At 43.8% G+C, this 15,195-nt stretch carries 9 protein-coding genes and 1 tRNA gene; 5 read left to right on the forward strand and 5 right to left on the reverse strand.

What is annotated here, in order from left to right; all coding sequences use genetic code 11:
* Nucleotides 1-28: 28 nt before the first annotated feature.
* The 3 genes from porW to ETF27_RS02655 all read right to left on the reverse strand — a co-directional run bounded on the left by porW (nucleotide 29) and on the right by ETF27_RS02655 (nucleotide 5,138).
* On the reverse strand, nucleotides 29-3,406 hold the full coding sequence (porW, locus tag ETF27_RS02645) for a type IX secretion system periplasmic lipoprotein PorW/SprE (protein WP_147785457.1): 3,378 nt from the start codon (nucleotides 3,404-3,406) through the stop codon (nucleotides 29-31).
* Nucleotides 3,407-3,469: 63 nt separating this feature from the next.
* Nucleotides 3,470-3,868, reverse strand: a complete 399-nt coding sequence (locus ETF27_RS02650; RefSeq protein ID WP_130828518.1) for a hypothetical protein — start codon at nucleotides 3,866-3,868, stop codon at nucleotides 3,470-3,472.
* A gap of 22 nt (nucleotides 3,869-3,890) precedes the next feature.
* Nucleotides 3,891-5,138 carry a 3-phosphoshikimate 1-carboxyvinyltransferase gene (locus tag ETF27_RS02655; protein WP_147785458.1) on the reverse strand — a complete coding sequence of 416 codons (1,248 nt, stop codon included), beginning with the start codon at nucleotides 5,136-5,138 and terminating at the stop codon, nucleotides 3,891-3,893.
* 160 nt (nucleotides 5,139-5,298) lie between these two features.
* Between ETF27_RS02655 and ETF27_RS02660 the strand changes: the two genes are divergently transcribed.
* A tRNA-Pro gene (locus tag ETF27_RS02660) sits at nucleotides 5,299-5,373 on the forward strand.
* Nucleotides 5,374-5,510: 137 nt separating this feature from the next.
* On the opposite strand, the gene ETF27_RS02665 is transcribed toward ETF27_RS02660, so the two are convergent.
* Both ETF27_RS02665 and ETF27_RS02670 read right to left on the reverse strand, forming a co-directional pair.
* Nucleotides 5,511-7,580, reverse strand: coding sequence for a protein-disulfide reductase DsbD family protein (locus tag ETF27_RS02665; protein ID WP_147785459.1), 2,070 nt, complete (start codon nucleotides 7,578-7,580; stop codon nucleotides 5,511-5,513).
* Between the two features lie 667 nt (nucleotides 7,581-8,247).
* Nucleotides 8,248-10,296, reverse strand: a complete 2,049-nt coding sequence (locus ETF27_RS02670; protein WP_130828521.1) for an HD family phosphohydrolase — start codon at nucleotides 10,294-10,296, stop codon at nucleotides 8,248-8,250.
* Between the two features lie 105 nt (nucleotides 10,297-10,401).
* Between ETF27_RS02670 and gltX the strand changes: the two genes are divergently transcribed.
* Genes gltX through trpS form a run of 4 tightly spaced genes read left to right on the forward strand, consistent with a single transcriptional unit; the run spans nucleotide 10,402 to nucleotide 14,888 of the window.
* Entirely contained in the window at nucleotides 10,402-11,919 is a 1,518-nt protein-coding gene (gene gltX, locus ETF27_RS02675; protein WP_147785460.1) for a glutamate--tRNA ligase, read from the forward strand.
* Between the two features lie 42 nt (nucleotides 11,920-11,961).
* Nucleotides 11,962-13,218, forward strand: coding sequence for a 3-deoxy-D-manno-octulosonic acid transferase (locus ETF27_RS02680; RefSeq protein WP_130828523.1), 1,257 nt, complete (start codon nucleotides 11,962-11,964; stop codon nucleotides 13,216-13,218).
* Nucleotides 13,215-13,790 (forward strand): zinc ribbon domain-containing protein, encoded by a 576-nt coding sequence (locus ETF27_RS02685; RefSeq protein WP_130828524.1) that lies wholly within the window; start codon nucleotides 13,215-13,217, stop codon nucleotides 13,788-13,790. Before ETF27_RS02680 ends, ETF27_RS02685 begins: the two co-directional genes overlap by 4 nt.
* A 12-nt stretch (nucleotides 13,791-13,802) precedes the next feature.
* Nucleotides 13,803-14,888 carry a tryptophan--tRNA ligase gene (gene trpS, locus ETF27_RS02690; protein WP_130828525.1) on the forward strand — a complete coding sequence of 362 codons (1,086 nt, stop codon included), beginning with the start codon at nucleotides 13,803-13,805 and terminating at the stop codon, nucleotides 14,886-14,888.
* The last annotated feature ends 307 nt before the right edge of the window (nucleotides 14,889-15,195 follow it).

Consider the following 15,195-nt stretch of genomic DNA (forward strand, 5'->3'; position numbering starts at 1 on the left):
CGTTTTGCGTAAATATTGATGGTTCGTTTTAGAAGCCATCCAAATCGTAATATTCATCTTCAACGTCAAAGTCGAGCACCGGTTGAGCTTTGTCGTCGGTTTTCTTTTTCTCGGTCTTTGACTCCGTGTCATCGTTAAAGTAAATGAGTGGTGCGTCATCGGGTTGCTTCTTCGGTTTGTTTTGTGGGGTAACGTTCTTTTTGTCGTTGGAAGGGGAGGGACTGTTTGGTGGATTATTCCGTTTGGGGTCGATGTAGAGTTTTGCTTTGTCGGCTTTCTCTGCTGGTTTCTTTCCCTCGTTTGTTGGTATGATTGTCTTTGTGGAGTCCGGAGCTTTCTCGCCCTCCTCTATTGGAAAATTGTTCTCGGATGATACGCTCGAAGAATCGTTGGCTGTGACGGATTTTTCCAATGGAATTATAAAGCCCTTTTGTTGCGTAGTATCTTTCTTCTCTTGCTCAATCTCAATCGGAATTATCAAGCCGTTCTCTGTCTTCTCTTCATTAGGCTCATTCTCGTAGAAATCCTGTTCAGTGTTCGTGTCAAGTTCGGCTTGTTTTTGAACATTGTTTTCTTTAGCCTTTGGAGTCGCAAGCTCGGCCGGTTCGGATAGCAGATAGCGTTTTGTTATTTTCAATGGTGCGAAGTTCTGTTCGTAGAACTCATCGTAATCCTTGAAACTCAACGCCGTTCCAATCAGTTGTAGATTCTTTTCGCTGATGATAATTCCCCGAGTGTCTTTATTGATTTGGGAAACGACATTTTTAGAATTAAAAAGTTGTCGGGCATATAAGTAGGCTTCATCAAAGTTTCTGAAGCCGGATAGTTGCATTCTGTGCAGTCCATCCATGTCTTCAATCTCAATTTCAAAATTGCGGACAAGGAAATTGGTGAAATTAAATCGTGCCATTTCGAACAACAGTTTGTTCTCATTCAGCGAATCCGGATTATACACAAGCAAGAACTTGAAGTCAATGTCACGATCGGCAGTAAATTTCACTTGTTTGATGCTGTCGCTGTCGTTTAATATGTTGGTTCTGGAGTTCCATACATCATCCAAGTTGAATTTTTCGCTCCGTATTCTCTTTCCGGCTTTCACTCCATTGATCATCATGCCTGCCATTTCGCTAAGTCTGCTCTGAGGATATTTCTCCACAACGGTTTGCATATCGTTGATACAACCTTCCACATTGCCACTATTCAGTTTGCTCAATCCTCCGATAAACAGGAATTTATCTCGGTTGGCTCCTTTCGGGAAACGTGAGTCGGATACCTTTCTGTTTCCTTCCACCTCACTGAATCGATTGTTTTTGAAAGCCTCGTAAGTTGCGGCATATAGCGAATCTTCTATCTGCTCACCAAATAACGCGTTCTGTTTGAAGTAGGGGTCGGTGAGAATTGCTGTCCACTCGCTCTTGGGATATTGACGTTGAAGCCTTGCTATAAATCCATTGGCTGTTTGTGGCTGGTTTTTTCGCATGTATAAGAGATACAAATGGTAATAAACATCGTCCATTTGCTCGTAATTCGGAAAATGATCGCTGACTCTTCGCAAAGTTTTTTCCGCAAGTATCAGGTTATCAAGCCTGTCTTTGAATATGACTCCGGAATGGTGTAGCCCATCAGATAATATCTTGTTGCTGTTCTGAAGTTGTTCCTCTGTGAAAGGAATTTGCGCCAAATAGTACTCTCGCTTGTGGGGATCGTTTTTAACGGAGTCGGTAGTGTTGGCACTGGAATCTGATTTTGCCATTTCTTGTTCTATGGAATCTCGCTGGGCATCGGTTAAGTTCTCCAAGTCAGATGTTCCGACTTGTCCTCCCACCACCGTTTTATTTATACGTTGCCAATCGTCCACATTCTCGCGCTTTCCCCAAAGTTGTCGGAAAGTGGCTTTCCCCTGTTGTATTGCCATTGGGTTATAGAAATACCAAGTGCTATTTTGTTTCTGATTGCTTTTCGGCTCCAACCTTCTGTCTCCTATGTTGTTGGCTCCAATACCACTGTTCTCAGCCTGTAGGTTTCTGGATTGTTGTTCTGCTTGCTTGTCGCGCTCCTCCTTCTCCCTCTTTTTCAGCGCATCAATAACTCTGTCAATAGCAGCCAATCGTTCTTCTTCGGGACATTTTGCCAGATATTGAAGAGAGTCCTGCAGTTGAACGGCATCCGTGTAAAGTACCAATTCATCGAGAATCTTTGAACGGTCGGACAATTGCTCATAGTCTTTGCGGTCTTTATCAAGCAGCCCCAATGCCTCATTGTAGCACCGATGTGCGTCTCCAAATCGCTCTTTCTGCCAATACAAGTCGCCGAGGTGCAGCAGCAATACTCCTTTCTCCACACCGTTGCGTGTCGCTTTTTTGTTTCCGTTTTCGTAAGCATAGATGGCGTTCATTGTATCCTTTTCGGAAAGATAGATATTGCCAATGGCATAATACACTTGGTCAAGGTATTCCTTGTTGTTATCCGAAGCTGCCATACGCTTCAGCCGTGCTATTGTTTGTTTTGCCTGACCTTTTGCCATCACTTCTGAGGCTGCAATGCGTGCGTTAAATTCTAATTCGTATGGTGGGTTGGAGCGAATGACGCGCTTAAAAGCCTTGTAGGCTTCCTCTCTGTTTCCCAATGCAGCTTGTAGCTGTCCCATGAGATACCATTCGCGCGCTTTTTGTTTTCTGCGCATCTCATGTTTTATGACTTTTCGTAAGTAGGGTAGGGCTTTTTCCAGTTCCCCCGTATGGATGTAGTAGTCGGCGTAGGTATAATCCCACTCTTTAACGGCTCTCCAATCCAATGAGTCGCGTTTCATGTTTCGAATGACATCATCGGCATCATAGAGCCATCCCGCTTCAATATATGACTTGGCAAGCCATGCTCGCGCCTTTCCGTAAATTGCGGGTTGCCCCTTGTATAGTCTGCTCATGTAGGAAAAAGTGGTTGCCGCCTCTTCAAATGCCCCCTTATGAAACTGCGATCGTCCCATGAGCATCCATGCTTTCCAAAGGAAAGGATTGTATTCTTTACGAGAAAGCCATTCTATATCTTTCTCTGTCTTTCTCCTGTTCTTGTTCCATTCCGGACGATGTTTAATGCTGTGTTGAGCGATGGCTTTCTGTGCTTTTTCCACCGCTCTATCGAAATTAGCTTTTCCTATCTCCCGACTATTTTTATTCCCAACTGTGTAAAGAGGAATGAACTCCGTGAAATTATCCTTGTTGGTGTTTTCTTTTTCCAATGAACCATCAATATATGCTTGTGCGCCATTGAAATACGTGTTATATTTGGCGTTAAAAGAATGCCACCAACGTGTTTGTGCCGTGTTCTTTTTTGTGGAACACGCCACAATGATGATTGTTAATGCCGACAAACATAGCAGTGGTAAATATTTCTTTGAGGATGACTTCACTTTTATTTAACTCAAATTTCTTTGCTTTTATTGTCTCATTTGTAAAAAGAACTTTTTATTGTCTTACCCTTCAATCATCGCGATTAATTCATCTTTCACCTGATTGGGTACGTTTATTCCTCGCAATATCAAGCTACGATTCCATCCTTTAGCTTCTTTGGACTGCATGGTATAGAGAATTTCCGCAAATTCGTCCGCCTCCTCATCCGTATAATTATCGGAATCCCTGCCTTTGTAACGGTCGAGCTCTTCATCATCATAATATTCTATTTCTTTTGTGGCTGCTTCCATCATACATGTCTGTTCGCAGGCTTCGTCAAAGCCGCTACAAGTGGTGCAATCTCCGGATGTCGGAAGTACCACATCTTCTTCTTTGCCACCTCTTTTGGAGAATAATGCCATCAATCCCACAAGTAGCGTAAGTAGGATAACAGCTGAAATTCCTATTAGTATAAAATCCATTGCGTTTTGATGATAGATTTTTTTACCTCTCAATTTTGAATCCTGCCTTTTCCATTTCTTCCCAATAATTCGGATAGGACTTAGACACGACTCCGGGATTGTCGATTTTTATTTCTCCCAAACGAATGCATAATGGCGCGAAAGCCATAGCCATGCGGTGGTCTTTATGCGTATCAATTACTATTGAGTCTGCTCTTTCGCATCGTTCTCCGTCCCAAATCATCTCTTCATCGTTGATGGTATGGATGACATAGCCCAGCTTTGCCATTTCTTCTCTCATTGCTTCCATACGATCTGTCTCTTTGAATTTCAAATTGTGCAAGCCCGTAAAGCGAAACGGTATGTTCATAATTGGGCAGAGGGCTATTAGTGTCTGCGCAAGATCGGGTTGGTTGGTGAGATTATATTCTATTCTTGGTAGTGAATGTGGTTGGGGCTTGATGTTCACGTCGGTCAAGACGTCTTGATATTTATCGGCAAATGTTGTCTTGGTGCCAAAGAGTGAAAAGATATATTTTACTGCGGCATCTCCTTGTCTTGAGCTGTTTTTCAGACCGGGGAAAGTGATTTGGGATGATTTGTTCCCCATCAACGTGAGTACTTCGTACCAATAGCTCGCTGCCGTCCAATCGTTTTCTATTACGTATTCATGTTCTGTATAGGGTTTGGCACCGATTGTAATGGTATCGACATCGGTCCATTCTGCTTCTGCTCCGTATTCATGCATCAGATGAATGGTGAGGTCGATGTAAGGACGCGAGACGATGTTTCCCATGAGTTTGAGTTCAAGACCATTCTTTAATATCGGACCAATCATCAGTAAAGCCGAGATATATTGGGAACTGACATTGCCCGCTACTTCCAATTGTCCGCCTTTCAAATTTCTTCCGCGGATGCGCAGAGGGGGGTAGCCCTCTTGTTCCATGTATTCAATGTCGGCACCAAGAAACCGGAGTGCATCGACTAAAACACCTATTGGACGTTGTTTCATTCGGTCTGTGCCCGTTAGTATGTGCTCACCCTCTTTTACGCTCAAGTAAGCCGTCATAAAGCGCATGGCTGTTCCGGCTGCCATGATATCTATGGTTTCGGGGTTGTTTTTCAGTGCTCTGACAATTACTTCGGTATCATCGCAGCGCGATAGATTTTGTGGAAGAATGTTTCCTCCCGCCAATGCATGAATAATCAGAGCCCGGTTGCTGATGCTTTTGGAGGGTGGTAATAGAATGGTGGAAGAGATATGTTGGGGTGGCTTGATGGTATATTGCATGTTCTTATAAACTTTTATGTGTGTGAATGACCATTTGTCCGCATTATTTCGGCTTATTCACATACAAAAATACGAAATTAACTCGTGAAATGTGAAAAAGAACTCAAAAAGTTTGCTAATCTCTCAAAAAGTACTTAATTTTGCACCACGATAAATTTTACGGGATGTAGTTCAGTAGGTTTAGAATGCCGGTCTGGGGGACCGGTGGTCGCTGGTTCGAGTCCAGTCATCCCGACATAGGCGATAGGTAATAGTTCTTACTTATCGTCTTTTTTTTGTTGTTTATTCCGCACGAAGCCATTTTTAAAAAGCAAACTTTTTCCTATGCGTGGGAAAAAGTTTGCCGTATATGGTTCAATTGTTTGTTCCCGATTATCTGTTTCTGTAATTCTCCAAACCTTTGTTCAGGAAATCAAGGTAGGCAGGAACATCCTCCTTGAAGACGAAACTTCCGCTAAGTGGCTTGCCCTGATTGTCGATCGTTACATAGAACGGTTGGGCGAGATAGCCGAATTTTGTTTCCTGCAAATAGCTCCATTTGTCGCCGATGGTGCGCAATGTGCGTGTTGTTCCGTCTGCCCTTTTCACTTCCATCGATTCTTTCAAAGGGGTTTTGTCATCTACGTAGAGAGAGATTAATACATAGTCTTCATTCAACTTCTTGGCAACTTCCGGGTCTGTCCAAACAGAACCTTCCATCTTTCGGCAGTTCACGCAGCCAAATCCGGTGAAGTCGATAAGAACCGGTTTGCCTGTTTGTGCCGCAGCTCGCATCCCTTCTTCGTAATCCGTGTATTTAGCGTGTACTTTCTGTGGTTGCAGGTTAAAGTCTTGGGTGTTCATCGGTGGCGCGAAAGCACTGATTGCCTTCAATGGCGCGCCCCATAGTCCGGGTATCATATATACGGTGAATGCCAACGAAATCATACCCAGCATGATTGCCGGTACCGGCATGGCCTTTTGTTCCGGGTCGTCGTGTGGGAATTTAAGTTTTCCAATGAGATAGAGTCCCAAAAGTCCGAAGATTACGATCCATAATGCCAAGAATGTTTCCCTATCGAGCAGTCTCCATCCGTAGGCGAGGTCAGCTACGGAGAAGAACTTCAGCGCGAATGCCAATTCAATGAAACCCAGTACCACTTTCACCATATTCATCCAAGAACCGGATTTCGGGGCTTGCTTGAGCCATGTGGGGAAGAGTGCGAAGAGGGTGAACGGCAATGCTAAAGCCAAGGCAAAGCCAAACATTCCGACTGTAGGCGCCACCCAATCTCCACTGGTGGCTGCCTGTACAAGCAAAAGACCCACAACGGGGGCTGTGCATGAAAAACTTACCAACGAAAGAGTGAATGCCATCAGGAAGATGGATAGAAGTCCGGTGGTAGATGCGGCTTTGTTATCGACGGCGTTTCCCCAAGATGAGGGTAAGGTTAATTCGAACCATCCGAAAAAACTCAGCGCGAAGACGAGCAACAAGAGGAAGAAGAATATGTTGAATGGTGCATTGGTGGCAAGCTCGTTGAGTTTTTGGGGACCGAACGCGGCTGTAATGATGGCAGCCAACCCCATATAGATTACGATGATGGAGATGCCGTAAGTGATAGCGTCGCGGATTCCTTTTTTCTTATCGTCCTTTGCCCGTTTCAGGAAGAAGCTCACGGTCATGGGAATGATTGGCCAGACGCAAGGAGTAACGAGAGCGACAAGTCCTCCCACGATTCCCATTAAGAAGATGTACCATAGTGAGTTGTTGGTTGTGTTTTCTTCTGCGTTGAAGGTTTGCAATTCTTTGATGACCGGCTGCCACAATTCGCCGGTGGATGGTGAAGCTTCACCGGCAGATGCCGTTGTCGCGCTGTCATTCAGCGTTACCGAATCTGTTGATTGAGTGGTCGCTGTGTCGGTAGTTGAGGCTGAAAGAGTGGCCATGGAAGATATATCGGTAGTTTCGGCTTCCTTTCCTTCCGGTTGTTTTGTCGGATTTGGTGCGTCAGCCGGTCCTTTTCCAGAGAAGTTGAAATCGACATCCGTTGGAGGCATACACATTTCATCATTGCATGAGCCATATTCCAAATATCCTTTAATCTTATAAGTCTTACCGGTTATTTTATATTTTTGTATGAATGTTACACTATTTTCAAAGTAGCGTAGCTTCATGCCAAACACCTTATCATAGACATTGAGTTCCTTGCCGTGAGCGGTAAGTTTTCCAAGAGGCTGTGCTCCTTCGGCTTTCTCGGTAGTCAGCGTGGCCGAGATGGGACCATCGGCGGGCAGTCCGGTTGAATAGACGTGCCATCCTGCGTTGATTTTGCCGGTAAAGATTACATCAACTTCCGTTGGTGAAACCTTTTTTTGCATGACACTAAAGTGTGCGGGGTTTTGTGCCGATACCGCTAAGTTAATCAGTAATGCAAGCACAAATAGGATTTTATTTTTCATCAGTTTTATAATTTTATTTCTCTTTGCCAAATAGGATAGGTCTGTAGTTATAGGTGAAATCGCAAATTGATAGTGCAAAGATAGCAATTTTTTTAAAAAAAGTCTCCTAAGACTAAATTAACTTTTCGTTTATCGGAAAATCTTTGTGCGATTTTATTCTTTTGTTCTTTTATCTCCGGAAAACTATTTGGTCGGTTTAGGAAAGATGCTTCTTTCGAGTTTCGAGTGATGCAGTGGAATTTTCCCTATGGTTGAACAATAAAAAAATGCACGCCGCGAAACCATGCAGATATGATTTCTGTGGTAATTTTGAAGCCATGAAATAAGCTTCCGTCAGATGTTTCTTTCCAAAAGCTTAGCTTTGAGATTTTAAAAGCTAAGCTTTTGGAATGCAAAGGCTAAGCTTTTACCACCCAAAAGCTAAGCTTTTAAAATGGGGTATATAATATGCTGAAATACAATTAGTTGCAAACTCTTATTTTCACGCAATGAATTGGCGTGCTGTTTTTGTATCGGCAGCTCGCAAACATAGGCTGAAAAGAGAGCGACAAGTCGTCCCCCGCGAGTATGCTCCGGGCAGATTCTTTCCATAGCTTTTCCTCTCTCCTGTTGAGGGTTTTGCTGAAAGGTCGGCTTTGCCACGCTTGTTTTTACCGAAGCGTTGTTCTCAAACCTTCAGTTCCGGATATTGAATGCGAGTATGATACATTGATTTCAATCTATCGATTATCACCATTTTTGCCGTGTTGATATCGTGGAACGTGATGGGGCAATCGGTGAATGCTCCTTCCGCAACCCTGCCATCAATCAGCTTGTTTACAAGGCTGCTGATGCTCTCCTCGGTATATTCCGTCAGTGAACGCGATGCAGCTTCCGTCATATCGCTCATCATTAAGATTGCCTGTTCGCGAGTTGTGGGGTTGGGTCCGGGGTATCTGAATGCTGCCTCATCCACCTCCTCTTCAGGATGCTCGTTCTTGTAATTGATGTAGAAGTATTTCACCAATCCACTACCGTGATGCGTGGCAATAAATCCCTTGATGACATTGGGCAAACCATATTTTTCCGCCAGTCGCAATCCTGCCGTAACATGTCCGATGATTATCTTGGCACTCTCCAAATCCGAAATCTTGTCATGTGGATTTACACCTGCTTGGTTCTCTGTGAAGAAAGCCGGATTTTCCATTTTCCCGATGTCATGATAGAGTGCTCCGGTTCTCACCAATTGACTTTTGGCGTGTATCTTCCGGGCGATTTCCGTGGCAAGGTTGCCCACGGTGATGGAGTGTTGGAATGTTCCGGGTGCCACTTCGCTGAGTCTGAGCAGCAGCGGATTGTTCGTGTTGGATAATTCAAAGAGTGTTACCGCCGAAACAAATCCAAATGTCTTCTCGATCACCAACATCAGTGGATAGGTGAAGAGCAGGAAGAAACCGTTGATGAGGAAGTGGTAGTACATGGTGTGGTCGAGTTTTGAAAAATCATCCGACTGTATGAGCTGAATTGCCAAGTAAATGACTGCCGTGCCTGCTGTTACCAATAGAGCCGTTAGGAAAATCTGACTGCGCTTTGAGAGTTCGCTGAGAGAAAAAATAGCAATCAAGCCTGCCACAAGCTGCACGATGATGAATTCGTATTGGTATTTCACTGCCACCGAGCAAATGAGAATCATCGTAACGTGAAAAATGAATGACGTGCGAGAGTCCATGAATACATGGACGAAGATGGGTGCCATAGCGTAGGGAATGATGTAAACACTTAGTATGTTGTGTTCAATCATCACAGAGGTGAGTATCGGGAAGATTGTCATCATGGCATAAAGGAGAGAAACTGATCTTGGCTTCTCGAAATATTCTCTGCGGAACACCACCAAATAGAGTGTGAAGAGCACAATGAGCATCAGCACGTAAATGCTTTGACCGAGAATGGTGGACTTTGCCTCGTCTTTTGTCTCATTGCGCTTTTCCATCGCTTGTTCAAAAGAGTTGAGCACCCGATAAGTTTTGCTATCAACAATATCGCCTCTGTCGATGATGCGTTGTCCCTCAAGCACCATTCCCGAGGCTTGTGGAATAAGACTAAGCATATCATTCATTTCCGTCTCGCTACGATCTTTGTCATAAACAAGGTTGGCTTCGATGTATTCGTTTAGGTTGCAACGTTGTAGTTCGTTGCGTTTTGCGCTCAATACCGGGTCTGAGAAAAGGTTTTCATAAGCCCCCAGCGTTGTATATACCTTATTAATAGGAACACTCGTTGCCTGTTTGCCTGATACCACATGAATCATGCTGGTTGTATCCTTGAACAAAGAACCGAACTGATTGGCATTTATGATACCCATTTCGTATAGCTCGTGAAGCCTATTCGCCACAGCCTCTACATACTGGGGTGGCAAATTGGGTATTCCTCCTTTGTAAGCGGTTTTGAAACGATTGATATTCTTCGTCTCCACATTCGTGCTTACATTGAAGTAGGGAACAAAATTTTTCATTATGGAATCGCGCTCACTCTGCAACGCTTCCTCTGTCTTAAATATTGGAAAATCAAATTTGGCGATGAGTTGCCCATACATCCAAGGTTTGCCTTCGTCATAATGAAACATCTTCCCTTTTGCGCGAGGCAAAAATAAAACTATCAGGATGATTGTTACCAGCATTAACAAGAGTCTGGTTGTGAAATTACGCCAATAACCGCCTACATTATTAAATTTTATCATGTTTGAAATATCTTATGTGTACGTTCTTCAGTATGCGAAAATACAAAAAAAATGGCGTATAATCGAAAAAAAAGAGTAATTTTGCAAAAAAATTGTATTATAGCCATGACAGAAAGACAAGTCAGGGTGCGTTTTGCACCGAGTCCGACAGGACCTTTGCATATTGGTGGAGTGCGTACGGCACTCTATAATTACCTCTTTGCGCGCCGAAATGGAGGCAAGATGGTTTTTAGGATTGAGGATACGGATTCTCGTCGTTTCGTTCCGGGAGCGGAGGAGTATATAATAGAATCTTTCAAGTGGCTCGGCATTAAGTTTGATGAAGGAGTAAGCTATGGTGGCGAGCACGGACTCTATCGCCAAAGTGAGCGACGCGATATTTATAAAAAGTATGTTGATGTTCTCTTAAATGGCGGAAAGGCTTACATTGCGTTTGATACGCCGGAAGAACTGGACGAAAAGCGTAAGGAAATTGCAAACTTCCAGTACGATGCACATACGCGAATGCAGATGCGCAATTCGCTAACACTCTCCAAAGAAACCACAACCCGACTGATAGAGGAGGGACAGCAATATGTGGTTCGCTTCAAAGTGGAGCCGGGAGAAGAGATACATGTGGATGATATGATTCGGGGTGATGTTTGCGTTAAGAGCGACATTATAGATGATAAGGTGCTTTACAAGAGTGCCGACGAGTTGCCGACTTACCACTTGGCAAATATCGTGGACGATCATCTCATGGAAATTAGCCATGTAATTCGAGGTGAGGAGTGGTTGCCCAGTGCTCCCTTACATGTTCTGCTTTATCGGGCTTTCGGATGGGAGGAAACGATGCCTCGCTTCGCGCATCTTCCTTTGTTGCTGAAGCCGGAAGGAAAGGGAAAATTGAGCAAACGGGACGGCGACCGTCTTGGATTTCCGGTCTTTCCTTTGGAATGGCACGATGCTAAGACCGGGGAAGTAAGCGCAGGCTATCGAGAAACCGGATATTTCCCGGAAGCAGTGTTGAACTTTTTGGCATTGTTGGGATGGAATCCGGGCACAGAACAAGAAATCTTCACCCTTGACGAATTGGTAAAGGCTTTTGATATTACGAAATGTTCCAAGAGTGGTGCCAAGTTTGATTATCAAAAGGGCATTTGGTTCAATCACGAATATATCTTGAAGAAAAGCGATACGGAAATAGCCAAACTCTTTGCGCCAATCGTTGCCAACAATGGAGTTGACACAAGCATGGAACGAGTTACGCAAGTCGTTCACATGATGAAAGATCGAGTGAATTTTGTTCACGAGTTATGGTCGCTCTGCTCTTTCTTCTTTATAGCTCCGACGGAGTATGATCAGAAAACCGTGAAGAAACGATGGAAAGACTATTCAGCTCGGCAAATGGCGGAGTTATCTAAGGTGTTGAGAGATATTGACGACTTTTCCATTGAGGGACAGGAATCGGTTGTTATGAAATGGGTGGAAGCGAACGATTATAAGCTCGGTGATGTGATGAATGCTTTTCGCCTCGCTCTTGTCGGAATAGGTAAAGGCCCGGGAATGTTTGATATTTCATCCTTTCTCGGAAAGGAAGAAACGCTAAAACGACTCCATGCCGCAATTGAAGCGTTGGGATAAAATCGTTATAATGCCAATATATCATTTTTTAACAGAGTCGCGATGATTTACAACATAATCATGTATGCCATCCAATTGGGAGTCGCCATCTACAGTAACTTTAATGAAAAAGTGAGGAAGATGTGGCAGGGAGAAAGAATTGCCATTGATGTACTTCGTAAGAATGTTGACCCCGACGGACAGTATATTTGGTTTCACGCGGCTTCGCTTGGAGAATTTGAACAAGGACGTCCGCTGATAGAGATGATAAGAAAGCGATATCCGGAGTATAAGATATTGCTAACGTTCTTTTCTCCTTCCGGTTACGAAGTGCGAAAGGATTACAAAGGCGCGGATATCATAACTTATCTCCCCATAGATACCGTGACGAATGCTCAAAAGTTTCTGCGTGCAGTGCGACCGGTGATGGCTTTCTTCATAAAGTATGAATTTTGGTACAACTACCTTCACATCTTGCGACATCGAGGTGTTCCCGTGTACAGTGTGTCAAGTATTTTTCGTCCCGATCAGGTATTCTTTAAATGGTATGGTCGGGAGTATGGGCACGTACTGAAATGCTTTAGTCGTTTTTTCGTTCAGAACGAGGAAAGTAAGACCTTGCTTGCAAGTATAGGAATAAAGGATGTGTTAGTGGTTGGTGATACTCGTTTCGATCGTGTTCTGCAAATAAAGGAAGCCGGAAAACACCTTCCTATTGTAGAGAGTTTTACAGGTTTTGATTTCAAGAGTATAAATTCCAAACAGTCGCGTCGCAGAGTTTTCGTGGCAGGTTCTTCATGGTTGCCGGACGAACAAATATTTCTGAAATACTTTGGTGAACACGATGATTGGAAATTGATAATCGCACCCCACGTCATTGATGAAGGACATCTCGCAGAAATAAGAAAGTTGATAACTAACAAGCGAGTGGTGCGATACACAACGACGAACGAAGAGGAGGCTAAGGATGCCGATGTGCTGATTATCGATTGTTTTGGTTTGCTTTCCTCTATTTATTTTTATTGCGACGTGGCTTATGTTGGTGGAGGATTTGGTGTTGGAATCCATAACGTGCTCGAAGCTGCGGTATGGCAACGCCCCGTTATTTTCGGTCCGAACAACAAGCATTTCGCGGAAGCGCAAGGATTGATGAAATCGGGTGGAGGATTTGAAATCACCGGTTACGATTCGTTTTGTGCGATTATGAACAGATTATCCGCCGATTCCGACTATTTGAAAGAATGTGGCGACAAGGCTTCTGCTTTTGTTCGCGACAAGTCCGGTGCCACCGAAAGAGTAATAGCAAACATAAAATTATGAGATATCAGATAACTTGTGATAACTGCGGTACTCAATTTGTCATTGAGGCAAAGCCGGGTCAGACAGTAGAATGTAAATGTCCACATTGTCATGGCCTGATGGAACTAACGCTTCCTATCGCATCCGCTAACGCGCGAGATGGAGAACAAGGCGCAGAGAATATAGCTTCAGGAAGCCCTTATAAACCCACTCTTTCCAATGAGGCAAATTCTGGTGGAATAGATCGCACCGTGCTGATTGGGATTGTTGCCGGATTGCTTGTGGCAGGTCTTGGATTGGGGGCTTATTTTATGTTTGGCAGAAGCAAAACGGCAGAAGAACCTGAGCCTGCAACTGTCGTAGATACCATCCCATACCAAACAGAGGAGGAAACTCCCTACGTTCCACAGATAGACACAACTGTGGTGCCGGAAATTCCGGACGCAGCTGTCGATGTGAAGGAGGAAAAACATAAAGCTGATACGGTAGTTGCAAACCAACCAACAGAAGAAATTGCACCTGTAAATGAAGAAACTCCGAAAGAGAAAAAGCAGGATGAAACAAAACAAAATGATATAAAACCGCAAAATTAGAAAAAAGGATATATGGGAAAAGTGATATTGACAGGCGATCGCCCTACCGGAAAGCTGCATTTGGGACATTACATTGGTTCACTCCATCGTCGTGTAGAGTTGCAAGATGCCGGCGACTATGAAAAAATGTTTGTTTTTATGGCAGATGTACAAGCACTTACAGACAACGCAGACAATCCTGAGAAGATACGTCAAAATATCATTGAGGTGGCTTTAGACTATCTCTCGGCAGGATTAGACCCACAGAAATGTACACTTTACATACAAAGTCAAATTCCGGAGTTGGCAGAATTGACAACCTATATGATGAACCTTGTTTCAGTGAGCCGCGTTCAGCGCAACCCAACCGTAAAGACAGAGATAAAAATGCGCAACTTTGAGGCCAATATCCCTATGGGCTTCTTCAGTTATCCTGTTTCGCAGGCTGCAGATATTGCAGCTTTCAAGGCTACAACCGTGCCGGCAGGCGAAGATCAAGAACCAATGATTGAGCTGACGCGCGAGATTGTGCGACGTTTCAATCAGATTTATGCTCCGGTGTTGGTGGAACCAAATATATTGTTGCCTGAAAATGCAGTATGCCGTCGACTTCCCGGAACCGATGGGAAAGAAAAGATGAGTAAGAGTCTCGGTAACTGCATCTATTTATCAGATGACGCTGATACAGTATGGACGAAAGTGAAAGGAATGTACACAGACCCTACTCATCTAAACGTTTCCGATCCGGGACATGTTGAGGGAAATGCCGTCTTCACTTATCTCGATGCCTTTGCCACGGATGCCGATTTTGCAGATTTTTGGCCTGAGTTTCAAACTTTGGATGAGTTGAAAGCAGCCTACACGGCAGGTGGTATCGGAGACATGAAGTGCAAGAAGTTGCTCAACAATGTTCTAAACAAAATGTTGGAACCCATTCGCTTGCGACGCAAGGAGTTTGAACAGGATATCCCCGAAATCTATAATCTGCTGAAAAAGGGGTCTTTGGCTGCCCGCGAAACGGCTACCCGAACCATGGAGGAGGTGCGAGCTGCCATGCAGATAAATTATTTTGATGATGAAGAACTGATACAGAGTCAGGCACAGAGATATAAGAAATAAGTTCTGTTTGCAACTTCGTTTCATTTCATGATTGTCTTTTAGGCAGAACTTGATAAGTTTGCCATCGTCTTATACCAATTTGGCATAATTCCCACCCTTAACCAAATTCGTATAAGACGTTTTTTTTATTACCGAAAACAACCTTCTGATTATGCAAAAACCCACCTCCTGTAGTCTATTGATAATCAGCGTCTTACAAATTGCTTTTCAAAAGCTTAGCTTTTGCAGCCTAAAAGCTTAGCTTTTACACTCCAAAAGCTTAGCTTTTAAATTCCAAAAGCTTAGCTTTGTCTTTTCCTGAATTCAC

Source organism: Prevotella brunnea, from assembly GCF_008016795.1.
In the GTDB taxonomy this organism is placed as follows: domain Bacteria; phylum Bacteroidota; class Bacteroidia; order Bacteroidales; family Bacteroidaceae; genus Prevotella; species Prevotella brunnea.